General features: G+C 39.4%; 18 protein-coding genes and 1 pseudogene. 11 read left to right on the plus strand and 8 right to left on the minus strand.

Going from position 1 to position 26,175, the window contains the following annotated elements:
* Position 1: 1 nt before the first annotated feature.
* From RT138_RS01650 to RT138_RS01665, 4 genes are all read left to right on the plus strand, one after another.
* On the plus strand, positions 2-1,096 hold the full coding sequence (locus RT138_RS01650) for a dipeptidase (RefSeq protein ID WP_313189243.1): 1,095 nt from the start codon (positions 2-4) through the stop codon (positions 1,094-1,096).
* A gap of 447 nt (positions 1,097-1,543) precedes the next feature.
* A complete protein-coding gene (locus tag RT138_RS01655) occupies positions 1,544-4,711 on the plus strand; it encodes a TonB-dependent receptor (protein WP_313189244.1) in 3,168 nt (1,055 codons plus the stop codon).
* An 8-nt stretch (positions 4,712-4,719) separates the two neighbouring features.
* Positions 4,720-6,549, plus strand: a complete 1,830-nt coding sequence (locus RT138_RS01660; protein ID WP_313189245.1) for a RagB/SusD family nutrient uptake outer membrane protein — start codon at positions 4,720-4,722, stop codon at positions 6,547-6,549.
* 11 nt (positions 6,550-6,560) lie between these two features.
* Positions 6,561-7,529 carry a discoidin domain-containing protein gene (locus RT138_RS01665; RefSeq protein WP_313189246.1) on the plus strand — a complete coding sequence of 323 codons (969 nt, stop codon included), beginning with the start codon at positions 6,561-6,563 and terminating at the stop codon, positions 7,527-7,529.
* Positions 7,530-7,612: 83 nt separating this feature from the next.
* Here RT138_RS01665 and RT138_RS01670 read toward each other — a convergent pair whose 3' ends face one another.
* Positions 7,613-8,173 carry a hypothetical protein gene (locus RT138_RS01670; RefSeq protein WP_313189247.1) on the minus strand — a complete coding sequence of 187 codons (561 nt, stop codon included), beginning with the start codon at positions 8,171-8,173 and terminating at the stop codon, positions 7,613-7,615.
* Positions 8,174-8,398: 225 nt separating this feature from the next.
* On the opposite strand from RT138_RS01670, the gene RT138_RS01675 reads away from it, so the two are divergent.
* The gene (locus tag RT138_RS01675; RefSeq protein ID WP_313189248.1) at positions 8,399-8,923 is read left to right on the plus strand and encodes a hypothetical protein; all 525 of its coding nucleotides are present in this window, start codon (positions 8,399-8,401) and stop codon (positions 8,921-8,923) included.
* 109 nt (positions 8,924-9,032) lie between these two features.
* Here RT138_RS01675 and RT138_RS01680 read toward each other — a convergent pair whose 3' ends face one another.
* Both RT138_RS01680 and RT138_RS01685 read right to left on the minus strand, forming a co-directional pair.
* Positions 9,033-9,494, minus strand: coding sequence for a TRAP transporter large permease subunit (locus tag RT138_RS01680; protein ID WP_313189249.1), 462 nt, complete (start codon positions 9,492-9,494; stop codon positions 9,033-9,035).
* Positions 9,482-10,327, minus strand: a complete 846-nt coding sequence (locus tag RT138_RS01685; RefSeq protein WP_313189250.1) for an SLC13 family permease — start codon at positions 10,325-10,327, stop codon at positions 9,482-9,484. The genes RT138_RS01680 and RT138_RS01685 overlap by 13 nt, the downstream gene beginning before the upstream one ends.
* Positions 10,328-10,539: 212 nt before the next feature.
* Between RT138_RS01685 and RT138_RS01690 the strand changes: the two genes are divergently transcribed.
* From RT138_RS01690 to RT138_RS01700, 3 genes are all read left to right on the plus strand, one after another.
* Entirely contained in the window at positions 10,540-11,664 is a 1,125-nt protein-coding gene (locus tag RT138_RS01690) for a hypothetical protein (protein ID WP_313189251.1), read from the plus strand.
* A gap of 240 nt (positions 11,665-11,904) precedes the next feature.
* The gene (locus RT138_RS01695; protein WP_313189252.1) at positions 11,905-15,885 is read left to right on the plus strand and encodes a LamG-like jellyroll fold domain-containing protein; all 3,981 of its coding nucleotides are present in this window, start codon (positions 11,905-11,907) and stop codon (positions 15,883-15,885) included.
* Positions 15,886-16,100: 215 nt separating this feature from the next.
* Positions 16,101-16,574 carry a hypothetical protein gene (locus tag RT138_RS01700; RefSeq protein WP_313189253.1) on the plus strand — a complete coding sequence of 158 codons (474 nt, stop codon included), beginning with the start codon at positions 16,101-16,103 and terminating at the stop codon, positions 16,572-16,574.
* A gap of 146 nt (positions 16,575-16,720) precedes the next feature.
* On the opposite strand, the gene RT138_RS01705 is transcribed toward RT138_RS01700, so the two are convergent.
* The 3 genes and pseudogenes from RT138_RS01705 to RT138_RS01710 all read right to left on the minus strand — a co-directional run bounded on the left by RT138_RS01705 (position 16,721) and on the right by RT138_RS01710 (position 19,733).
* Positions 16,721-18,538 carry an ATP-binding protein gene (locus RT138_RS01705; RefSeq protein WP_313189254.1) on the minus strand — a complete coding sequence of 606 codons (1,818 nt, stop codon included), beginning with the start codon at positions 18,536-18,538 and terminating at the stop codon, positions 16,721-16,723.
* Positions 18,539-18,595: 57 nt separating this feature from the next.
* A pseudogene (locus tag RT138_RS18845) lies at positions 18,596-18,925 on the minus strand (hypothetical protein); the annotation flags it as partial.
* A 301-nt stretch (positions 18,926-19,226) separates the two neighbouring features.
* Positions 19,227-19,733, minus strand: coding sequence for a pyridoxamine 5'-phosphate oxidase family protein (locus RT138_RS01710; protein ID WP_313189255.1), 507 nt, complete (start codon positions 19,731-19,733; stop codon positions 19,227-19,229).
* 126 nt (positions 19,734-19,859) lie between these two features.
* Here RT138_RS01710 and RT138_RS01715 point away from each other — a divergent pair, with 126 nt between their 5' ends.
* The 3 genes from RT138_RS01715 (at position 19,860) to RT138_RS01725 (ending at position 24,679) form a co-directional block, all read left to right on the plus strand.
* A complete protein-coding gene (locus tag RT138_RS01715) occupies positions 19,860-21,113 on the plus strand; it encodes a putative DNA modification/repair radical SAM protein (RefSeq protein ID WP_313189256.1) in 1,254 nt (417 codons plus the stop codon).
* On the plus strand, positions 21,113-21,874 hold the full coding sequence (locus tag RT138_RS01720; RefSeq protein WP_313189257.1) for a TIGR03915 family putative DNA repair protein: 762 nt from the start codon (positions 21,113-21,115) through the stop codon (positions 21,872-21,874). The genes RT138_RS01715 and RT138_RS01720 overlap by 1 nt, the downstream gene beginning before the upstream one ends.
* Before the next feature lie 279 nt (positions 21,875-22,153).
* Positions 22,154-24,679, plus strand: a complete 2,526-nt coding sequence (locus tag RT138_RS01725; protein ID WP_313189258.1) for a tetratricopeptide repeat protein — start codon at positions 22,154-22,156, stop codon at positions 24,677-24,679.
* Positions 24,680-24,822: 143 nt separating this feature from the next.
* Here RT138_RS01725 and RT138_RS01730 read toward each other — a convergent pair whose 3' ends face one another.
* Both RT138_RS01730 and RT138_RS01735 read right to left on the minus strand, forming a co-directional pair.
* Positions 24,823-25,029 (minus strand): hypothetical protein, encoded by a 207-nt coding sequence (locus RT138_RS01730; RefSeq protein WP_313189259.1) that lies wholly within the window; start codon positions 25,027-25,029, stop codon positions 24,823-24,825.
* Between the two features lie 80 nt (positions 25,030-25,109).
* Entirely contained in the window at positions 25,110-26,096 is a 987-nt protein-coding gene (locus tag RT138_RS01735; protein ID WP_313189260.1) for a lipoate--protein ligase, read from the minus strand.
* Between the last annotated feature and the right edge of the window lie 79 nt (positions 26,097-26,175).

Below are 26,175 nucleotides of genomic sequence, written 5' to 3' on the forward strand. Positions count from 1 at the left end.
TATGGATGTACAGCCTTTTTTGATCGATGGTCACCTTGATCTAAGCATGAATGCGATGGAATGGAATCGTGATCTCCGGATCCCCATTTCAGAGTTGAACCGGAGGGAAGAGGGGATGGTCGATAAACCAGATCGCGGCAAAGCAACCGTCACTTTCGATGAACTTCGAAAAGGCAACATAGGTCTGGTCGTAGCCACCCAGATTGCAAGGTATGTAGAGCATGGCAGTGTTCTTCCAGGATGGTTATCTCCCGAACAGGCATGGGCACAAACTCAAGGGCAATTAGCTTGGTACAAAGCAATGGAAGAGGATGGGCAGCTAAAAATGATCCGGACAAAATCAGAACTGGATGCCCATTTTGCATATTGGAATGATAGTAAGGGTGATGTGAAAAAAACCATCGGTTATATCCTTAGTCTGGAAGGTGCTGATTCCATCGTTAACCTGTCCTATCTTGAAAAGGCATACGATTATGGTCTTCGTGCGCTGGGTCCTGCCCATTATGGACCAGGTCGGTATGCCAATGGTACCGATTCCAGTGGAAAGTTGAATCATGATGGCATTTCCTTGCTCAGGGAAATGGACAACCTCCACATGATCCTTGATGCAACCCATCTCAATGACGATGCGTTTTGGGATGCTTTAGAACGATATAAAGGGCCCGTATGGGCCAGTCACAACAACTGTCGGACGTTTGTTGATCACAATCGCCAATTTTCTGATGATATGATCAAGGCGCTGGTTGATAGAAATGCGGTCATTGGCGTAGCACTGGACGCCTGGATGATGGTCCCCAATTGGATACGGGGAACATCTACTCCAAAAGGAACAGGCTGCAATATGGAGATCATGGCCAACAATATCGACCATATCTGTCAGATTGCCGGCAATACCAACCATGTAGCAGTAGGTAGTGATTTGGATGGCGCATTTGGAAGAGAACAATGTCCCTATGAGCTGGAAACCATTGCCGATATCCAAAAAATATTCCCAATCTTAAGAAATAGAGGCTATGCGGAGGAAGATATACAGAAGATTGCAAACGGCAATTGGTTGAGGTTTATGAGGGGGAGTTTGAACCCCGAATCCCTTTAATCCTGGTTCAAAAAATATTTTAATAAACCCCTTACAATTTACATTTTTTGCCCCCCATTTTTCCTTAAAATTTCATCCTTTCCGGTTTAGCGATTTTTATCTAACCTGATATCGACCTCATTCGAGACACATTCCGAATTTTCCGAATATGGCTCGAATGAGTCTCGAACATTGCCCGAATGCACAACCCAAATTTTTATTGATTTTCATGACATGTTATACATAATAAATTGTGTAACAAAAATGTTATTAACGCAGGGTTAATATTAGTTATAGCCTGAAATAATGGTTTTAGCACGTTAAAAACAGGGTTATGTATTTTTATTGATTTAAATTTTTAATGAAAATTCCTGATTTCGTTAAAAATTTACGCAAACGATTGCTGTTTTTTTTCCTCTAATTAACTCTTATCATTACCCCAATAATCAATTTTACTAACCGCTAACTATGAACATGAAAAAGGGTCAACCTATTAAAAAACCTATGTCCAATGTTTTTAAGCTTGTCCCAAAATGGGGTCAGGTTTCCGTAGCAACCTTATTGATTTCATCGATGTGTCCAGTTGATGTTTTAGGTGCCACAAACATTTCGGAATTTCCAGCCGTAACCATGATCGCCCAACAGCAGACCGTTTACACAGGAACGGTGAAGGATGCCAATGGTAATCTTTTGCAAGGGGTAACCATCTCCGTAAAAGGACAGACCAAAGCGCTGACTTCTACCGATGCCAATGGTAGGTTTGTTGCTGAGGTCCCATCAGATGCTACCCTTGTTTTCAAATTGGTAGGATTTGAATTCTTGGAGGTTCCACTTACAGAGAATGAAAAGGACATTACAGTAACTTTAAACGAGGATCTGGCAGGAATCGATGAAGTTGTTGTTGTCGGATTCGGTACGCAGAAGAAAGAGAGTAATGTGGGTTCGCAAGCGACTATCAAGAGAGAAGAGCTAAAGGTCCCGGTTGCTAACTTAACGACAGCTATTGCCGGTCGTTTGGCTGGGGTTGTTGCGACGCAACGCAGTGGAGGTCCTGGTTCTGGTGGTGCAAACCTGTTTGTGAGGGGGGTATCGACCTTTGCGAGTTCACCACAGTCACCATTATTGATCGTCGACGGAGTTCCAGATCGTGATATCAACAATATCGATCCAGAGGACATTGAAAGTTTCACCATCCTGAAGGATGCAACCGCTACTGCTGTTTACGGTACGAGAGGTGCGAATGGGGTAATTATCATCAATACCCGTAAAGGTAAGGCTGGTAAACCTTCCATTTCTGCCGAACTGCAACAGGGGATCACAGGATTTACCTACCTGCCTGATTTCGTAGATGGACCGACCTTTATGGAATTGTTCAATGAAGGTTTGACCATGCGTGGTAAACAACCTTTCTATACTCCAGAAAGGATTGAATTGCACAGAACTGGTGCCGATCCAGATCTATATCCAAATGTGGATTGGTACGATGTGCTTTTCAAGAATAATGCAACCAATAACAGAGCAAACGTAAATATTACCGGTGGTGCAGATATTGCCCAGTATTATCTGTCTTTAGGCTATTACAACGAAACCGGTCAGTTCAGGACTGAAGATATTGACACCTACAATTCAGCATTGAAAGAAGATCGATTTAACTTCACCAGTAATTTGACCGTCAATGTAACCCCAAATACCAAGATTGATTTTGGTATCAATGGTTTCTTGAAAAACTATAATGAACCGGCAAGGGGTAGGGACTATATTTTCGCTTTGGCGACGCAGACCTCACCACATGTAATTCCAGTTCAATATTCGGATGGCTCATGGCCATTTGTGAAGGGTGCAACAGAAAACCCATTTAAGGCTTTGACCCAATCGGGTATCAATAACAGATATGATAACGTGGTTCGTTCCAACCTGAGATTGACCCAACAATTAGGGTTTTTAACGGAAGGTTTGAGTGCTAATGGGTTATTCGCATTTGATGCTACGGTTCAATCCGTTCTTTCCAGGGTGAGAAACCTGCCGTCTTATTTTGCTGAAGGAAGAGATGATGAAGGCAACCTGATCTTGAACTTGACGGATGCAGGATCTCCAGACTTAAACTTTGGATTGGGAAGATCATCAACCCGTCGTCTATATGCTGAAGCTTCATTGAACTATAACCGTGCATTTGGAGACCATGAAGTTGGCGGTTTATTGTTGTTCAACCAAACCGATTTCTCAGATGCGGCTTCCAATGTAGGTTCGTATCAAGCGGCTATTCCTTACAGAAATAGAGCATTGGTGGGAAGAGCAACTTATGCTTACAACAGAAAATACCTATTTGAATCCAACTTCTCTTATTCTGGATCAGACAACTTTACGCCCAATAACCGTTTTGGTCTATTCTCTTCCGTAGGTTTAGGCTGGGTGATTTCGAATGAGGAATTCTTTGAACCATTAAAGGACCATATCGATCACTTGAAATTGCGTTACTCCTATGGATCTTCAGGGAACTCGAATACTGGAAACCGTTTCTTGTACCTAACAAGATTTGCTCAAGAAGGTGGTTCCTATAATTTTGGTATTCCAGGATCTCAAAGAGGATTTACGGGTTATGTAGAATCCTTGATGCGTGGCGATGTAACTTGGGAAACTTCCTACAGACATAATATCGGATTCGAGATCAACCTATTCAATAGCGAATTGCAATTCATTGCTGAGTTATTCAAGGAAGATAGAGAAGGTATCTTGATGCAAGGATTGGATATTCCTTATGTATCGGGATTTAATTCTGGAAACGTTCCTTACAAAAATATCGGTGAGACTGCCAATAAGGGTATCGACTTGACCTTGGAGTACAACAAGCAAATGACCAATGGTTTCTTTATGGCAAGAGGTACTATGAACTATAACTCTAACCGTGCTGTGAAAGATAACTTACCACCATGGGCATTCCCGTACCTGAACAGAGAAGGTCACCGTATCTCTCAACGTTTCGGATACATTGATCAAGGTTTATTCAAGACGGATGAGGAAATTGCAAACTCAGCATCTCAAGCAGGTGATGTACGCGTAGGGGATATCAGATACAAGGATTTAAATGGTGATGGAATCATTAACTCCAATGATCAAACGGCCATTGGTTATGGATCAACTCCATTGCTGACTTATGGTATTACATTAGGTGGAGGATTTAAGGGATTTGATATGAGCTTATTCTTCCAAGGCTCTGGTTTGGTGGATCTTAACTATGCAAGTGGTTTTGCGGTGACTCCGTTCTCGCAAGGTGCGACTTACGGAAACATGTACACCAATCTATTAGACCGTTGGGATCCAAATAACCCTGATAAAGAAACTTTATACCCAAGATTATCGACTAATGAAACCGTTACGACCAACTATTATGGAAGTACATATTGGTTGCACCGTTCGGATTTCATTCGCTTGAAGCAAGCCGAATTTGGTTACAACTTTACCGACAGATCTTGGTTGGATAAAATTGGTGTTTCTAAGTTCCGGATCTATCTGAATGGAACCAATTTGTTCACGATTTCAAACTGGGATTTCTGGGATCCAGAAATGGGAGATGGTAGAGGAGCGGCTTATCCTATTACACGAGTTTACAATATGGGGATAAGACTAAATTTTAAATAAGAACAGCCATGAAAATCAATTATAAAAAAATTACGTGCATGTTGTTGCTTGCTGCAACGACGATGTCCATGAACAGTTGCAACGATAAGTTCTTCGATGCACAACCGGACAACCTATTGAATATTGAAACCATTTTTTCCAACCGTGCTCAAACAGAAAACTATTGGGGAGGTCTGTATTCTCCGATCCAAGATGTTTGGAATCAGCCTTACTCGTTCTTCTGGTCAGCGATCACTGATGAAATGGATGTATCCAATTGGCAGGAATTCCCAGCGAATTCAGGAGCATTATCAGCTGATAATGTAAATACCATGTATGTCACTTATTACAATAAAATCAGACAGGCTCAGATTTTCATAGATAATGTTGACCGCTGTACAGAACTATTGTCAGCAGAGAATGGTGCTACACTGGTGAAAGAATATAAAGCGGAGGCGAAATTCTTAAGAGCTTTTTATTACTGGTCGGTAATGAAAATGCATGGACCGGCGGTCATCCTCCCTTTGATCAGCGAAGATGCTGCTGGAGAGAATTATCAGATTCCTAGAAGTTCTTGGGATGAGTCGGTTGCTTTTGTTATTGCACAGATAGATGAATCGATCAAAGACCTTCCAGTTGAACATTTCCAAATGGGAACAACTACAGCGGATGGTACACAATTAGGTCGAATCAATAAAATGGTCGCTGAAGCTGTAAAATCTGAAATCCTATTGTTCCATGCCAGTCCGCTTTATAACGGTAATACGGCTATGGCCAATTGGAGAAACTTAGATGGAAAGCAATTGATCAATCCTACTTATGATGCTTCACGTTGGCAAAAGGCAGCTACCCAAGCAAAAGTGGCAATAGATCTAGCTGAAGCGAATGGTAAGGCCTTATTTGTAAAAACGGGTGCCAACGATTTTGAAACAGCTTTTCTTTCCACTAGAGATGTGTTTTGGGACGGGTACCAAAAAGAAGGAATTTGGATGCGTCCAAATACCAACCGCTACCAATGGGAAATCCATGCTTCGCCAAGAGCGATCTCGGGTACAGCTTACAATGGATTGGCCGTTGTTCAAGAGTTAGTGGATGATTTCAGGATGCAAAATGGACAGACTATCCAACAAAGCAGCACGTATAACGAAAATACCTATTCCAGTGCAGAGACTAGATACTATGCAGAAGGAACCAATAAAATGTATATGGACCGAGAGCCAAGGTTCTATTCCTACATCACTTTTAATGGATCATTGATTCCAGGAGCTCCAAAATCAGGGATGAAATGGGTAGAGTTTTTCGCAACAGGTAACTCAGGTAAAAATGGTGCCCCTAGGGATTGGCCTAAAACAGGTTATACCGCTAGAAAGAACATTCACCCATCATTTTCTGTGGACCCATCGAATGCCACTAACCGTGCAGCCATGTTGATCAGGTTATCGGAGCTTTATCTAAATTATGCTGAGGCATTGAATGAAGCACAACCTAACCATCCAGATGTATTGGTTTACTTGAATAAGGTAAGAACCAGAGGTGGACTTCCAGCCTTGACATCAGGTCTATCACAAGCGCGAGTAAGACAGGAGATCCGTACGGAGCGTAGAGTTGAGTTGTGTTTTGAAGGAAAGCGTTATTTTGATGTAAGAAGATGGAAAGTTGCTGACCAAGATGGTTACAGACAAGGTGGAAATTATGAAGGTATGGATATGACCAAAGGTTCGGCTATCAATAATCCTGATTTCCATAAACGAGTGCCAGCAGTATTGAGAGCACCATGGGAGGACAAAAATTACTTTATGCCTTGGCATCAAATGGAAATTGACCGTAATAAACAATTGGTACAGATTCCAGGCTATTAATCATGAAATTTATGAAAAAGAATAATAAATCATTTATTGCAATCTGTATAGGGTTATTGGCCATGGTTTCCTGTAAGGAAGACATTCCAACCTATGAAGAATTGAACGATACCCGAGAAGAAGCTAAGTTAAATGTACAGAAGGCTACTGATGGCAGACAAGACCTTGTACTTTTTCCTCAGATCGATGAAAGAAAGGACCAGTTTAGGGTTAATTATGGTGGCGTAGGTTTACCAGCTGAAGATCTGCGTGTAAGCTTTGCCCAAGACCAAAAAGCCTTGGACAGTGTCAATAAGATCCGTGAAATCAATGGACAGGAGTTGCTATTGCCATTTCCTGCAGGAAGTTTCAATATCGATAAGGAGTCTGTCGTGATCCCGAAGGGGAAGACCAGTTCTGAATATCTGACACTGACCTACAATCCTAAGAAGTTTGATCTGAGCAAGGAATATATGTTGGCTCTAACGGCCACGAATGATCAAGGATATTCCTTTTTCCCTACTGGGAAAACCATTCTATATTATGCAGCGGTAGTGGAGAAGGTTCTTCCAAAAGCAAAATGGGAGGCTAAGGCAGATTCTGAGGAGCTGACTGGAGAGGGGGAATCAAATGGTAAGGTAAAATTTGTGGTTGATAACAGCATCAATACGTTCTGGCATACGCAATGGCAAGGAAGTGAACCTAAGTTCCCGCATTGGGTAGAGGTTGATTTCAAGGAAGATCTGTATGTCACTCAGATTGGTTTGACCAGAAGGCAGAATAATACCAATGGCTTTAAAACTTTTGATATTTTAGGTAGCACCGATGGAACCACTTGGAAAACCCTGGCTGCTGATCAAGTCATGGAAAGAACAGAAATCGAGATGCAGAAATTTGCAGTTCCAGCGCAATACCTGAAAAAGATCAAGATCAATATTAAGGATAATTTCAACAATCAAGCATCCACTCATCTTGCTGAAATTGATGTAATTGGGTATTAAGGAAGAGCGTTAGTTAAGTTTAGATAATTATTAGATTAATTAGGTTATGGTCGTTTAGCAATAAACGGCCATTTTTTATCCCTTCAGTCTGCAAAGTTGTCGTAATAGTAATCCTTGGACAGAATGCTGAATTTCCATAGATTAATTTTTTGGTAATTGGCCTTTCTTACTTTTGTTGTCACTATATGGATTACACTGGATTTTCCTTTATAAAGTTGTATCATCTTCTCACCCCTAAAGTAGTTATCCGATAAATAGTACTTGTTAGATTTTAATTTTAAACGGTATTTTTTAAAGATTTGAGGGTTATAGATATCCATGGAGATACTTTTTATAACTTTTTGAGGCGTGATTAAAAGATATATTCTTGTCTCTTCATTTTTCTTGGTAAAGTGACTTTTGGCGAATCCTCCAATTTTATTGGCCATATACTCAGAGTCATTTTCTGGTTTATAGGTCAATACCATTAAAATGTTTTCTTGTTCTTTGGTTAAGGTTACTATTTTCCAGTTTTTCTTCTGAAGATAATTTTTGCTTTGGTCAGCATTCATCTTTTTAAGCATAATGATTTGCTCAAGTGAAAGATTTTGGCCATAAGTTAAGGAGCTGATAAAGAATAATATAAAGATGAGGATATATTTCATTTCAAAAAGTTTGTGCAAAAATATGTTATTGTTTCGTAATAGTTAAAATGTTATTAAAAATTTAGTGTTTTTTTAATTGTCTAGCATTTTGCTAATCTAGGTGGAGAAAGTCGTAATGACGCGCTGAGACAGCCGTTAATATTTACTTAAAATCCAATAAATTGAACATAAATGATTATTTTATGCTTGATAACGATTTAATATTAACACACTAGCTAGTTTACTATGGAAAACAGATTGGAAAAGGAATCCTTAGAATTGATCAAATCGCTTAAATTACCGGCATTGGTTTCAGAAATTTTCAATGAGAATATTTCAGATCCGGAGATAGATGAACTGATGAAATATAATTATCATAAACCTGATTCGATTTTTGTATTAAGTGAGGAAGGACGAGAAATCTATCATGTGGAACGATTTATGCCAATTTTAGAATTCAATAGTTCACAGATATTGGCTTATGATGTTTCGCGATCAGGATTTATTCTTTATGATTTGGAGCAAGGAATAGAAAATCCACATGCCTATACCTGGGATGGGATATGGTTGGACGAGGTTTCTTTTTGGTGGGAAAACGAATGGGAGGACGATGAAATCCGTAAGGTGGCCAAAGCGCTGGATTTGAAATACGTTGATGAAATCATAGAAAGTTTGGAGCAAAACGATGAAGAAGGTACGCTTTCCACTTTTGAGGAAAAGGATGCTTGGCTAAATAAAATGATAAATAAATATGGATTGAGGGTGGAATAAAAGGTATTTATGGATTGACCAGAGGGATGGATCTCTATCGGAATAATAACCGATAGAGATCCATTTTTCGTATGGGATAGAATTATTTCAGGATGGTTCTGATTTATATCTACATCCATAAGTACATAATGAGCAACAAGACCAGTCCAAAAGCCCATACCCAGAAGAAAGCATATTTGATATATTTTCCTAGTTCCACATTGGCTAATCCCACTGCCAACCAAACGGCTGGTGCAAATGGGCAAATAAATGTACCTACAATATTTCCTACCATCATAAACTGGATTGCCCTGCTGCTATCGACTCCATATTCCGATACGATCTGTTCGATAACAGGAAATAGAGCAAAATAGGTCGCATCTGTACTGAGCAAGAGTTCAATTGGGACGCCGAGAAAGGCGATGATATAATGTAGATTGGGAACGGCCTGTTTTGGTAAGACTTTCACAAGATCATTGGCAATGGATTCCAGCATTCCACTTTCGCTGAGGATACCCATAAAAGAACCGGCAACAATAATGATGGAGGCCATTAATAAGGCATTGGGAGCATGGGCTTTTATCCGTTGCATCTGTTGATTTTTTTGGGAAAGTTTAAAAAGAGGATGATACTGCATCCCAACATAAATATTAATCCTGGTGGCAATATCCCGGAGAACAATAATATGAAGATAAATAGAGCAATCAGACTGTTTATCCAAAGGGGTTTAATATGTTCTTTGTCTATATGTGTGCTATGTTCCTTTATTTCAGGATTTGCTTCTTCAAGGGTTAGATCAACCAATTTTCCATTGTTCTTCACTTTCTCTCGCCAACCAAAATAAATGGCCATCATCAGGACTAGCAATAAGCCCATGATCTGTATGGGAATCAAAGGTTTCCATAATTCAAAGGGATCCATTTCCAGAACAATTCCGGCACGGCCCATTGGTCCTGCCCAAGGAATAAGGTTCATGACTCCAGCACTTAAACCAACCAACAGGAGCAGCAAATGGGGGCTCATTTTTAGGCGTTGATAGATGGGGAGCAAAGGAGGGATCGTTAATAGGAAAGTTGAAGCTCCAGAACCGTCAATATGGGCTATCGCAGCTATTATAACCGTACCGCAAGTGATGGCTATCGGATTGGAACCCGTTTTTTTCAGGACAAAATTTATAAGTGGATCGAAAAATCCGATATCTTGCAAGATCCCAAAAAAGAGAATTGCAAAAATAAACATGACAGCAATCCCAGTTACCTTATTGATTCCCTCGGTATAGAAGGTTGCAATTTCACTTTGGGAAAATCCTGCCAGCAGTGCAGCCAATAGCGGGACAATACTCAGAACGACAATGGGAGAAAACCGCTTACCCATCAAAAGAATAACAATTACCAGGATTGTTATCAAGCCAATAATACTTAGCATACCAGATTTATTTTAATTGATTATTTAGGAAGATATATTTTAAGAAACAAAAAATTAATCATTGATAAAATATTTATCTTTACAATTGGGTTGCAAATTAATGATCTATCCAGGAAATAAATGGAAATAAGGGTTTCGGAATGATTCCTAAAGCTGGAATTGGCTTTCCGAAATATTTCCGAAAGAACTAAGGGCTTAATAATCAAAAATGTATGGCGATTTTATCTAACAAGGATGATTTGATTGATTTGATTGAACGGGTGATTGAAAAGTATGAAAAAGATACCGGCGATATCATCAATAAAAATACCAATAGGGAAAATTATGTGAAATTGGCCAAGGTCTTGAGTGAAATCAGCAAACAATTGCCGTATACCTCATCGGATCTGTTGCATGAGGAATATGAAGAAGATATGCAGGCTAACCTAAGATATCCAAATCGAAAATATGATATTACCGGTGGTCAATTGAAAGATGCATACTTTGGGATCGTCAATAAGCCTCGACCATATCTGATCGATGCATGTTTAATTTATCTTACGGGCAAAGGGGCTGGAGCATTTCGAGAAAATCAAGGTGCAGCAAGGGATACTCGCAGGTCTTTGCATCAAAGAAATTTGCTGCTGAAGTCTAAAAGGCTAATCATCCTACTTGTATCGAGTTTTGTCCTTATCCTGATATTAGGAATTACAATACTTCAATTTGGTGGAAATAAGGAAATTGAAACTGCTTATAGACCTACATCGGCTGAAATAAAAGCCTTATCTGGCATATGGCTGTACTATACTGGAGCGCCTCAAGCTAGATCCAATGAACCGGGACGGTTCCGTCAATTTGTTAACAATATCGTCGAGGTGAAGTACCATGACGGTAGGTTTGAATTTATTCGTCATGGAGCTAATATCAATCATTATGGCTATATGGTCTACAATTCGCCGTCGGTCGTGTCGATCCATAGTTATGTGAAGCGAAAGAAAAATGGGGAAGTCCTGTCGCCAAGTCATTCCTTGGCAAGATTGGATAGCTTGAATAGGAGTATGCTTGCATTGTCTGCAACCTGGAGCTTTGAATCAGACAATAGGGATGAAATCATTGCCATACGCAATCTATATAAAAAGTTGGCAGATGATGGACGCTTGTCGGAAATCAAAAATACACAGGACAATGCAGCCTGTAAATGCAAGATTATGGAATGGCGATTTGGAAATAATAGCAAACAATTTAAACTTCAATACCAACATTTGGATGAGCATGAAAATGAGGAGTTGAAAAGGAATTTGAATGAGGAAAGTATCTTATTGCTGAAGCCTCGAAAGGATGTGGTTTTGTTGGAATAAAATCATGATTATTTACTTGAATCTTTTTATTTGTTTCTTCTTGATTACAAATAGATTAATATAGGTAATGCGCTGTATTTCAATTTGTTGTATCATTCCCTAAGTATTTTTGCCACTTCACTCATTCATGGTTGCTATTCACTCATAATCAGGTTTTTGCTGCTGTTTAACCAGTAGTTTTAAGGTTCCATTTTTATCAATAGATAATTTGGTTCTTACTACTAATTAAACAAAATTATCATGGAAAACTTGTTTTCATTTAAGGTTAGGGAAGGTCAGATACTTCCTGATACCGGAGCGCTCAAAAATCTGAATTGGAAAACAGTGGGAGATGTTGCCTTGGAAGGGACGACTATGAAGCTTTCTGATTCGCATGTAGACATGGAATTAGATATACCGGAAGATCAGCTCAATGAATTTACCTTGACATTGGAGGTTACTCCAGACCAGGTAAATGGAAATAAACAGATGATTTTTGAGAGTGAGGGCAAACCGATCTCTCTTTATTTGGATCCTAACGGAAATTTGGTCACTGAAATGGAAAGTGATCAAGGCGTGAAAAGCTTAATGAGTTCCGAACCAATGCCAGAAGGTAGGGCTAGTACCATCCGCGTGTTAAAATATGCCGATGGAAAGGCTGAATTGGAAGTCAACGGGAAAGTTGTGGCCTCTGATGCCAATATGGGCAAAATAAATAATTGGGGCAAACAGCAATTCCGTTTAGGGGGTTCCTTTAATGGTTCTGCCAGTTCTTTCAAAGGGAGTATTGCTAAATTAGAAATGGAAAATGGTGCGATTAGCTCAAGCTTGCTGCAGGAAAGGGCAAAAGAGGTGAGCATCATTTCGCAAAAGATTAAATCAGCTTTAGATATTCAAAATATCCTAGTCCATATAGATTTTAATGAAGGAAGAAGTCAGTTAAAAAGGATCAAGCAGGTCATGCAGTCCTTAGGGATTAAGTCTATCGATGATTTGGGTACCTTGAAGCTGGAAGGCAGTAAAAGTGTTAAGCCAGGCGATGTATTGATTGGGAGAAAGAGATCTATTTTAGACTCGATTAGATGGGAGTCTGTATCAGAGGCCTTCAATTCGGCAACCATTACCTCCAAAGTGGATATGTTGAATAATAAATTGGGGAATGCCAAGAGCTTCAAACATTTCGATATCAAGAAAACTACAGTCCCTAAAATACTTGGGCGAGGAGGAACCAGGAGGAGAAGTATTAATTTAGGCACTACCAATCCACAGCCCATAGGGATAAAGTGGAAGGATCTTTTTAAGGAAACCGATGGAAAAATAGAATTAGCTAACAAGACCGATTTCAGGAAAACCTTTGAAGCGATAAATCCTTCATTATGGCCTACTTTGACGGAAGGTTATCAGGTCATGGGAGGCCCATCTGTAATCGGGCAAAGGGAGACGGTCATCATTGCCAAAAAGATTGATTTAACCAATGTGCATTTGGAGGTTTCTGCTGATGTGGAGACTCTAACGATATATGCGGAAGAGTTGATCTGTGGGCCGGATGCATGGATTATTTGGAAAAGACCTGGTGGATTTACTCCGGCACGCACGGATGATCCTTATTTGAATGGTTTACCAAATTATAACCGTTCACCACGGAGTCGGGACTATGATAACCATACCGGACGGCGAGGTGGTCGTGGAGCTGATGGCATGGTTGGGCAAAATGGAGCGGCAGGCAGAAATGCACCCAATTTAAAATTATGGGTAAAGGATTTGAAGAATCTTCCAAATATAGATTTGAATGGTGAAAACGGTATTCAAGGGGGTCAGGGACAACGCGGTGGAAATGGTGGCAATGGAGAAGGTGGACGATATGGAAAAGCGTGGTTTTGGGGTTCTTGCTATAGTGAAGGGGGCAATGGTGGTCGCGGTGGAGACGGTGGCAACGGTGGAAATGGGGGAATTGGTGGAGGAGGAGGGAATGCCGGTAATATTTCCATCGGCGTACTTATAGGAACTTTGGAACAATCTGTTACCCAACAAAGTTTTAAATGGAAAAACCAAGGTGGGCAGGCAGGTTTTGGAGGTCCCGGAGCGGAGGGTGGTGATGGTGGACAGGGTGGTAGACCAGGAAATGGAGAGGATTGTCATGGTGCCAGGGCAGGAGATACGGGAGCGAAAGGACAACGTGGTTTTGATGGTCCCTTGGGCCAATATATTGGGCAGGATGGGGAAAATGATTTTTTCCAATTCACTCAAGCTGATTGGGATGAACAGATGACCCTGCCATTTATTACTTCCGCAAGCACCTATGAAGTGTTTCCAGGTGATAAAATAATCCTCAAAGGTAATGTCTTTACGAGTGCTGATACCTTTATTTATGATGGAACTGTAACCTTGGCGAAAAACCTGCTTCCTGATGGTACAATGGAGGTGACCATGCCAGCCGATGCGAAGGGTGGGGCCAAGGTGATATTTTTTAGGAGAGCCTCAGATAATCAGGAAAGTAATCGCATCATCGTTCGGATCAAACCTCAACTGGATGAGTTTGTAAACGGACTGATTCCAGGTTCTTTGGTGGAGGTCACAGGAAAAGCATTTTTGGATGGAGCAGCGATATTGGTCAATGGTCAGAGTCTACCTACCACGGTTTCGAATGCTGGAAAAAAACTGAGTTTTACCATGGTAGGAGTCGATGAAGGAATGCAGGTGGGAAGTGAAAAATCTCTTCAAGTTCAGAATCCTGATGGTATGCGCAGTAATATCCGTGTTGCCAAGGTGAAAGGTATTCTTGAAATTCGCTTTAAATATGGACACAACAATTTAGGATTCCATAATCCTAACATCGGTAAGCCAAGTTGGGACACCTTTAAGGCAACCTTCGGAAGTTCAGAAGTTTGGCATGAGACGATCGACCCAATATTTGGACATCCTATCCTTACCGCCGCATTTTACGCCTTTTATTATTACTTCCTGAAAGGGAAGGGAGATGGTGGATTAGCTACTGGATTCTGTACATCGATGTCGGCCAAGGTTGCCGATAACCTGTTCAATGAAAACAATAATATCTCCACCATTCCGCAGGCAGATATTATGACTGAACTTACCGGTATACATGGCAAGTTATTGAGCAAGGAATCTTTGCTTTATTTTCATGATTGTGGAAGAAGGGCAGGTAAGAATATTGAAACTGCCATAAGGCAGATTGAAACCACCTTCTTGAAAGGATGTGACCGAAATAATTCACCAATGTTGTTTTTTGTTCCTTCGGGTGAGGTTTGGGATAGTGGTTATTTTGATAAGTTGAGTGATTCCCATTGTATCTTCCCATATAAATTTATTTATCCTGACAATCATCCCGGAGCGCAGCTTTCGGCTGATGGAAAAACAACGATCAACAGCTTGGATGGCGTACAGCTAAAAGTATGGGATTGCAATAACCATGATAATGAAGATTGTTTCCTAACTTTTTCTTTAGAAGATGGAGAATTGCGATATAGCTACAACAAGAAGGCGGGCTTCACTTTAAGTAACGGTATTACCTTAGCTACGATGAGCAATGGAGCCTATAATCTAGCGGATCATGACATGCCGTTTTCTGGACCTTTTGGGCTGAGCACTTTTATTTTAGACTTTTTGTTGAGCCCAGCGGATATAGAAGTTACCGATGCTGAAGGTAGAAAGACCGGTAACTTTGATGGAAAGCTGTTTAGTGATATTCCAAACAGTCATCCTTGTTATCTTATCCCTGGGGCTTATTTGTTGCCATTTGGACAGAGCTTGACCCGCAATATCAAAGGCACTGCAAATGGCAGCTATACGTACAATAGTATCATGCCGGATGGAGCGATGATAAAGCTGGAAAACATAGAAACCAAGAAGGATGAACGCGATATCTTGATGGTCAATGCAGATGCTACTCAGATTAGGCTAAAGAGCCAAAGGAATAAACCATTGGGACTGACCTTTTCTAGGGTCATTGAAAATGAAATCCGAAGTATCAGCATAAAGGGATTGCAATTGCATGAAACCGAAGATGTGGACATGACCTTGGCTCCCGACTTAAGCTTCTGTCGATTTGCTAATCCAAAGATGATTTCCGAGGTATCTGTTGAAGCTACCGTAATGGATGCTACAAAAGCTATAAAATCGCAACTGATGAAGAGCATACAGGTTCAAGCCGATGCTGACTTGGTATTTGCCATGAGTAATTGGAAGGATATGAACTTTCAATTGGATTCTATAGCTTACTAGCAAAAATCAGTGGCAAAAAGATTGATTTTGAAGTCATATTATTAAGGTTTTTGGCCTGATTGACGGGTTGGCAGTTGAATAATTAAAGTATTATTAAAAAATCCCTGATTTCAGCTATAGGTATGCACTTGTTTTTGGAATAAATTTGTAATAACAATTTGAAAGTATGTTTCACTATTGGATTTGAAAACAAGTAAAAAATAAAAAAGCATATTATGATAAGAAAATCTTTTGCATGCCTAGCCGTATTAGGCGCATTGACCCTAGGAAGTTGTGGATCTAGCTCGAAGAATGCAGCGGAGTACAACAATTCAATCATTACTGTGATCAATGAGAATGAGTCACATATTGCCAATATGAACTCAGCAATGACCTCGGCGGATTATGCCAAAGCAGAAACCGTACGTGCAGAATGGGAAAAAGCATTAACTGCTGATATCAAAAAAGTAGAAGATCTTGGTGATTTTAACGGAGACGGTGAATTTCAGAAAGCTGTCGTGGATGGCTTAAAGGGATACCAAAAAATCGTAACGGATGCTTATCCTAAATTGATCGAAATCCGTAAGAACAATGTTGAAGATCCAGCTACGGAAACCAAGTTATTGGATGATATCAATAAAGCGTTTGAGGATGCTGCGAATAATGTGAACAAGGCTTCAGATGCCTTCGAAGCAAAATACAATAAGTAGGTTATTATTAAGTGAAATAAAATGGCCCCGACCTTTAGGTCGGGGCTATTTTATTTATTGTTATCCTTTTATATCTTATAGATACCCCATGGTGTTTTCTGGATAGAAATACTGTCTTACATGGGGATACATCAAAAGGTAATCCCTTACTGTCCAATAGGTTGGTTAGGAAACATTAATTTAATGATTGTTCCTTCTCCAATTTTACTTTTGATCGTAATATCTATCCCTAATTTATCCGTAATTCTCTTTACGATTGCCATCCCTACACCAGATCCCTCAAACCCTTTGGCATTGGACATTCTCTTGAACATTTCATAGATGGTTTTCAATTCTTCCTCTGCAATGCCTATCCCATTGTCCTTAATGGTATAGATCACGCCATTGTCTGTCTGAAGGGAGTCTATCATTACCAAAGCCGATTGAGATTTGGAAGAGTACTTGATGGCATTTCCAATTAAGTTTAGGAACAATTGGTAAAGCAAAGTCTTTTCTCCAAAAACTGGTAGTAATTGCTTGACCTCGACCTGTACGTTATTGGAACCAAATCGTTGTTTGCTGACATCTATGATTTCCTGAACAAAAGATTCTGGGTCAATGGTCTCTCTTGTAAACTTAAAGGAACTTGCCTTTGAAAATTGATGGATTTTATCGAGCATATTGAGGATTATATCCACGGAATCTAAAATATTAGTGGTCATTTTCTTCAACATATCTGGTTTGACATCCTGCCTATATTGTAAGAATTCTGTTGACACCTTAATGGCTGAAAGTGGATTTTTTAAATCATGACTGATGGTATAGGCATAGGTATCTAAGGCATTATTCATTTCAATAAGCTGTTTATTGAGCGATTCTATTTCTCCGGATTTTTGAAGGATGGAATCGCGCAATAGTTCCCTTATCCTTGAAATAAAATGTATATCCTTAGAACTCCATTTTTTAGAAGTCCCTCTGACCTGATCTTTCCATACATCAAAGGATGTTCTAGGAGAAGGTTTTAGAATATGGGTATCGTTATCATGTTCAAAATGTTTTTCGGGTTTTCCGGCCCACGACCTTTCAACCACGATTTCTTTTCTGAACCAAATGATAAAAAAATCCTTTTGGATATCAACTTCGGCAAATGCAATGCCTACAATGTCCTTTTCGAATGCCTCGAATATTTCTGGATAGTCTGATAGGGAATGGGTAAGAAAAACATGGTCTTGAGCTAAGCTTGTAATTTGGGATAGTTGAGACCTGAGCACTTCCTTGTTAGGGTGAAATCCTTCCAGATAAATGGATCCTTCATAACCAATAGCAATTCCATCAGATTCTAAGAATTCCAGTAAGGAATTGGCGAAATTCTTTAATTCAGGAAAGACTTTTTTCTTTAGCAAGATCTTTTCCTTCATGACGAGTTCAATCTGCTGTACTTCCCTTAAATATTGCGTCTTTGCTTTCTCCTCTAAACGCTGGAATTTATTTGCAGCAAAATTGGTAGCCAATAAGGCAAAGTCACGTATGGTTAGGTCAATATGTGCGGGACTTTCGTTCTGACAACATACTAAGCCCCAGAGTTCATCTTGTATGATGATGGAAAAGCTAATGCTGGAACGAAACCCTGCATTTTTTAGATATTGAAGATGGATAGGGGACAGTTTTCGTATAGAAACCCCACTAAGGTCAATTTCTTCTGGATTTTCAGAAAGGATAGTAGAGCCTGGATCTTCGGTGTCGACGATAAATCTGCAATGTTTTTTCTTGTAGAGTTCCCGAGCTTGCCTAGGGATATCAAATTCAGGATAGTTTAATCCTAAGTACGATTCCAGCTTGGTATTACCTAAGGATTCAGCAACTACAACACCACTTTTATCTTCATTAAACCGGTATACCATCACTCGGTCAAAGTGGAGTTGATCGGAGATCACTTTGGTCAGTGTGGCCCAAACCTGTTCGTCCTCTTCTTGGATTTCAATCATTTTATTGTTTAAAATCCAGTTAATATTGTGAGCTCTATTTCGACATATTTCGAATTCTAAATAAAGAGAATCCTCAAATTTGAATAAGCTTAAATAGTAATGCTTGTTTCCAATTTCAACAAGACTGGTATTTCTTTTTGAAACAGAACCATGGTTTAATTCTTTTAATTCATTATGAATGTTTGCTTTACAAATGGGGTCAGACAGGAAGAAGTCTTTACAGAGGGAGTCAATAGTTTTATTAAAGGCTATATCCGGAAATATTTGGCGGCTATTTTCACTATACGCCTTTACCGTACCATCCTTATTGAGTACTATAAAAAATCCTACATCCTGGATTGTACCAAGAAATTGTATTTTTTCATCTTCACACCTCATTACATTCATTTATTAATAGCTTACTAAATCTTGGGAAATCTAATAGGAATTTACTGGTCAAATAAAGACCAATATGTTGCAAAGTAATAAGAAAATATTTAATCTAACTAAGGATTCAATTTTATTAATGAAATATGTTTTTGTTAATGACGGTATAGACTTCAAAAAAGTGTCTGTAGGAGCAAGTCTTTTTTTAAGGAAGGAGAAAATACCTTGAATGAAGGGGAATACAGCGGAGAACGAAAGAAGTTAATCCTAGGTGGAATTGATCGAAAAAATTGAGCCAAGGATTATTCTTGGCTCTATGGATTTAAATATTGAGATCTCCCTCTTTACCGATGCTTTCGTTGTTTCCGGATATTGAGTTTCTTACCATTTTAACTAGGGTAAGGATCATATTGGTATCAGAATCCCAATAGTGTGCATCGGCAGGTAGAACCTTTATTAACCGAATATTTGGATCTTCTTTTCCCTTTTCAAACCATCCCTCCATCATTTTGTTCCAATATCTATCAATTCTTTGTTGATCTCTTGTAAGAATAACCTTTCCATTGATACTTAAGAAAGTAAAGTTTTTGGGATCTGAATACAGTACAGATACTAGAGGAGATTTATCCAGATTTTTATAGGTATCACTTTCTGCTGAACAGATATACCAAATATTTCCTTCCTTATCCACTTCCTGCCTACTCATCGGAACTGCATGCGGATAATCAGAATTTTCGTTGAAAGAACATAATATGCCAATATCTATTTGATCGACTATGGATTTCAATTTTTCTATCGCTTCTTGATTATTTAAGTTTTCTTGTGCCATAACTATTCGTTTTAATATTCAACAGCTATCGACGCTAATTGTTCCGATATAAGTTCTATTTCAAAAGTTGCTTGCATATTTTACTAAAAATATTAGTAAATTTGTTTCCAAGAAAGGGTAAAGCGAATGTTTGGATTTGATGATAAGCTGAATATTTTAGCTGATGCAGCGAAATACGATGTAAGTTGTAGTTCGAGTGGGGGCAAAAGACGAAATACAGGAGGGATTGGAGATTCTTCAGCAAGTGGGATCTGCCATACTTATACGGAAGATGGCCGTTGTGTCTCACTATTAAAAATCCTGATGACTAACTATTGTATCTATGATTGTTCATTCTGTGTGAGCAGGCGTAGCAATGATATTCAGCGAGCTTCTTTTTCAGTAAAAGAGGTTGTAGATCTTACCATGAACTTCTATCGTAGAAATTACATTGAAGGGTTGTTCCTGAGCTCAGGGATCTTTAAGTCTGCAGATTACACCATGGAGAGGTTGATGTTGGTTGTTAAAAAACTGAGAACAGAAGAACGTTTTCATGGTTACATCCATTTAAAGGCAATACCAGGAGCGAGTGAATCTCTTCTTAAAGAAGCTGGGCTCTATGTGGACCGGATGAGTGTCAATCTGGAGATCCCTACAGAGGCAGGCCTTAAATTGGTAGCTCCAGAAAAAGACCATCAGTCCGTAAAAGAACCATTGGCTATTGTGAAGGATGAAATAAAAACTATAGAACGGGATAAAAAATCATTCAAAAAAGTTCCATTATTTGTACCTGCCGGTCAAAGCACACAAATGGTTATTGGTGCAACAGCAGAGAGTGACCTACAGATCATGCAAACAGCAAATGAATTTTATAAGGACTACAACTTAAAAAGGGTTTATTATTCTGGGTATATCCCAATTAATTCTACGAATAGCATGCTGCCTCAGGTCGGAACAGCACCACCCTTGCAGCGTGAAAACAGGCTGTACCAGACCGATTGGCTATTGCGCTTTTATGGTTTTTCATTAAATGAAATACTCAACAGCAAACACCAGAACCTGGAATTGGGAATTGATCCCAAATTAGCCTGGGCTTTAAGGAATCCGCAGTTTTTTCCAGTGGATATTAATTCTGCACCCTACAATTGGATTATTCGAATTCCAGGAGTGGGTAGGCAATCTGCAGCAAAGATTATTCAAGCCAGGAAATATGGAAAACTAAAAGAATATCAATTGAAGAAAATGGGTATTGCATTTAATCGAGCCAAATATTTTATGCAGTGCCAAGACACATTGGTCACTCAAGGGTTTATTTATCCAGATGCTATTAGAAAGGCAATCCAGGGGCCCGAAAGCCAAAATAAAGAATTCAGTTCTATGTCCCAATTAAGTTTATTTTAATGCATTATATTTTTGATGGTAGCTATACCGGCTATCTCTGCTGTGTTTTTGAAGCTTTTGAAAGAAAAGAATTTCATGCTGTTCCCATAACGGAATCCTTGATGGAAAGTACCTTGTTTCCTGAATACAGGACTATTGATACAGACCCCTTAAAGTATAATAGGGTTCTCTCTGCTATGGAAAAGGTCGTGGAAAGGAAAAATCTAAACTTGTTTTATCATAATTTCTTGTCTGATTCCCCTGTAGAATGGCTCAATGCTTTCCAGCTTATTATCGAACTCTTTAAAAAGAAGAAACTAGATCTACGCAATTTTGGCGACCCTAGTATACTTCGGCTTCATCAAACGCTAAAAAAAGTGAGTCGCGAAAGACATCGAATGAAAGCTTTTATTCGTTTCGTGAAATCAGCCGATGGTTTATATACAGCCGTGGTTGAACCAGATTTTAATGTGCTCCCGTTGATTGTCGAATTTTTTAAAAACAGATATGCCGACCAAGATTGGTTAATATATGATCTAAGGAGGAATTACGGTTTTCATTATTCAGCCAATGAAATCAATGAAGTTTCCGGTAATATTAACGATACCATTCCTAATCCATATGAACTCGAATTGAACATCGACGCTAAAGAATTGGAATATCAACATCTTTGGAGTACCTATTTCAAAAGTACCAATATAGAAGCACGCAAAAACCTTAAACTTCACATCAGGCATGTACCCAAAAGATATTGGAAGTACTTAGTGGAAAAAAAGGTTTAAGATCTGTTAATACCATGTCAAAATAAAAGTCTAGTAATGATTGATTTTCAGCTATTTTAAATAGGATAGCAATTCCCGAAAGACCATTAAAATCTTTGTCGCATTAATAATCAATATATGTAAATATATTGGCATTGAGTTTGCCTATTTCCTGACAATCCACTTGATTGTGATAGGAATTTTTTAGTTTTGGATATCACACTCTAGGGGGAGAACATAAATCATTATTATTTCCATCAGGAAAGAATGTTTGGGAAAGCTATGAAATACGGACGAACAATGATACTTAAACAGAGGATTCGCAATAATTACTTAAAATATATACTTACCGGAACGTTTTCCGTTATGCTGGTGGCAGGCTATGCGCAAGAAGAGAAGAAGGAGCAGGTGCCTACTAAACCATTGGAAAGGACGAAACCACAGGACATGGATTCCATTGAGGTGGTTAGGGATTACCGTCCAATGTTGGCGGATGCTGTAAAGATGCGTCGGAGTCCGGAGATGAACATCGACCGGAAAGCTTTAGAGGTCGAACTTCGCCAGATTGCAGCGGGGATGTATTTTAAGAAGAATGGTTTCAAGGAGCCATATCACTTTCCTCTGCCGCAGAAGTATCCTAATGCTAAGGGCAGCAATATAGACAACAACAGAATCGGTATTATTGCCTATAGGGGTAAGGAATTTGAAAGAGCGACTTCCATTCTGAAAAAGGTAGAGCCGGGAGATGCTTTTTATCAAAGTTCCATTATCGCCTTAGGCTATATGGCTCAAGAAAGCGGCGATAAACAAGGCGCTCGTGACGCATTCTATAAAGCTTCAAGACTTAGTTTCGACGAAGATCTAAAGGCAGATGCGCTATATAACTACGCTAAAATCTTATATGATCTGGACTCTGTCCAAGCATCATTAGTTCCACTCCAGCAATTTATTCAAATGACCTATGACAATCTTGACAAAGAGGAGAAAGGTTCAGAGACTACAGAAGTAAGGATGGCTAAGGTTTTGGCGGGATCCAGCAATTTTCAGGTTGCTGTTTACCTGTTGGAATCATTCGACAATAGGGAAGAGGTTGCCGATAGGGTCTACCAGAAGATAACCTATTACAGAGGATTGGAGTTTTACAATGAGCGTGCCTTTGAGAACAGTATTTCCATGTTCATGCGTTCCGAAAAATACCCGTTTGATACCGAAATGGCAGCATTAGCTACTTATTGGAAGGCAGAAGCCATGTATGAGGTCCGTAAATACGGTGAAGCGGTTGATAACTTCACCAAATTCCTTCAGTTACCTGTTGCCAAGCAAACCTCTGTTTACAATTATGCAAACTATGCCTTGGCATACTCGGCATTCCGTATCAACAGATATAGTGTGGCGGCGCAGTACTTTGAACGCTTTCTTGCATATGAAGGCGGGGGATTGGATAAAAACACCCGATTTGATGTGATTGCACGATTAGGGGATTCTTATCTGTCCATGCGAAACTATGGCAAAGCCAATGAATACTACGATCAATTGATCGATGAAAAGGCTCCAAATCAGGATTATGCCTTGTTCCAACATGGTATTATCCAAGGATTGCAGGGCGACAATGAAGCCAAGCTCAATACTTTGCGTTCAGTAGTGGAGAAATTCCCAGGATCCAATTATGCAGATGATGTGGCCTTTGAAATCCCGTATATCTATTTCGTGAAAGGTGAATACGATGTTGCAATCGAAGGTTTGCAGAAGATGATCGAAAAATATCCACGTAGCAGCTATGTTCCGAGAGCGTTGATGACCATTGGTCTTGTCCAATACAATAAAGACGATTCCGAAGCTGCGATGGCTACCTTTCAGAAAATTGTAAAGGATTACTCTAAAACCAGTGAGGCCTCACAAGCCTTGCTATCCATAGAAAATATATATCTGGATCAAGGTGATGCTACCAGTTATATCCAATATGCCACCAGTACGAATATCACTGACCTAAGTCCAGCGGAGCAGGATAACCTAGCTTTTCAAGCCGGTAATACCTTATTCAACAGAGGACAATATGGCCCAGCTGTGGAAGCCATCAATGCCTATTTTGATAAATTTCCGAAACCTAGGCAAGAGAAACATGCTCGATACATCAGAGGGGTGAGTTTATACCATACGAACCGTCCTGAGGAAGCATTGCATGACCTAAACATCATCTTGAACGACTGGACAAGCCAGTACACCGAAAAAACCTTGATGACTGTCGCTGCGCTGTACCTGAAACTGAAGGAATACAACGAAGCTATCGTGCACCTCAAAAAACTGGAACTCAATTCAGATTATAAGGATAACTATGGCTATGCCATTACCAACCTGATGATCTGTTATTATGAAATCGGTGATTATGAGCAGATGCAGAATTATGTGGAGCTGATCAAGAATTACAATAAGGCAACCGAAGCGGAAATTGCAACCGCCCACCTTTATAGCGCCAAAGCCTATGAAAAGGAAGGGAATGCAGAGTCTGCACTGAAGGAGCTGAATCTGGCAGCACTGAAAAGTAAGGCTACAGCCAGTGCAGAAGCTAGGTACCGTGTAGCTGAATTGCAATATGCCAAGAAACAATACACAAAAGCACAGGAATCTGCCTTTGATGTAATCAATAACATGGATAACAATGATTATTGGGTTGCAAAAAGCTTTATTCTGCTTGCAGACACCTATGCCCGTAAAGGCGATGCTGTTCAGGCTAGAAGTACCTTGGAGAGTGTAATCGAAAATTACGAAGGTGATGATGATATCATCCCTGAAGCAAAGGATCGTTTGCAGAAATTGAAAAAGAAATAACAGTTAGAGATTTAGTTAAGGACCTTTGGTGTTCTTAGCTAATGATCAATAATAGAGAAAGCCGTTCAGGATACTGAACGGCTTTCTCTATTTTAAGGCTTCAATACATGAAGTTATTTCAATACATTGTCCTCAAATTTTTATTAAAGGATTAATGTAACGGAATAAAAAAGCGTGTAATAGGCATTGGTATCTTTTACCCATTGAACCTGAACAGGAAGCACATTTTTTATGTCCTTGATATTATTTTCCTCTATGTAGGTTTTTATCTTTTCCTCTATTTTTTTTCCACCCGTATTTTTTTCATTGGCATGAACATCAACGCTGCCTGTTATTATCTTTATTTCCATATAAAATATTTTTGCTGTTATTAAAATACATTGTATTGATTTGAATCATAAATTCTCGTTGCCACAGCCAAGCATACCAACTACCTAAATATAGAGATGATTTCATCCACCGTCACCTTACCAAAATATGCTGTAAGATCAACAGAATTTAAAGTTAATCGAATATCATCTTCATTGTGATTGATTCCAACAAGCTTGTTTTCCAATTCTTCAATAGGTTTAGACGCAAAGAAATCTCCGAATATCTTAACCGCATTGATCACTCCGCCCTGTAAAACATCCATGTGGAGCTCTATAAAACCTGATGGTACTTTGATTGCATTCTTAAAGTTATACATGGGCGAAAAACCAAAGTTCCAATCCCAAGTACCATATTTTTCAGCGATTAACTTTTCTACAGCTTTCACGTCTTCATCGGTCAACTCATATATGCTCGCCTGCGGATTATCAATCATCATCTGATCGATTAAGGCTTGCTTTATATGATCTATGCTCACTTGATCGGGCAAATACTCCTTCAGGTTTATTACCCGAGAACGATTTGATTTTACAGCCTTATCCTGATACTTTAATGGATTTATCTTCAACGCATCTGCCAAGATACTCATCTCCGAATCAAACAATATGGTGCCATGTTGGATCATCTTACCAGCTTTGGCAAGCTTTGCATTCCCACTGAACTTCTTGCCATCCACCAATAGGTCATTACGACCTTCCAAGCGACCAGGGATACCAAACTGATGTAGTACGTTGAGTACCGGCTGAGTAAATTTCGCAAAGTCCATAAACTCTTCTTCAATTAATTTAGTATGGAAAGAAAAATTCAGGTTCCCTAAGTCATGGTACACCGCACCACCACCAGACATCCTCCGTACCACTTTAATACCATTCTCCTGAACATATTCTAGATTGATCTCTGCTAACGTGTTCTGGAACTTTCCCACAATGATTGCAGGAGCATTGATGTACAATAGAAATATAGGCTCAGTGGGGTATTTGTAAAGTAAATATTCTTCTAGCGCAATGTTGAAATATGCATCAGTAGAAGATGAATCGATAAGTAACATATTTTTTATAGGATAAAATCAAAGCTACTGAAAATTTTAAGGATTGGGGATTTGCCTGACGGCAAGCTCCCAATTTTTT

The organism is Sphingobacterium sp. (genome assembly GCF_032065005.1).
Taxonomy (GTDB): domain Bacteria; phylum Bacteroidota; class Bacteroidia; order Sphingobacteriales; family Sphingobacteriaceae; genus Sphingobacterium.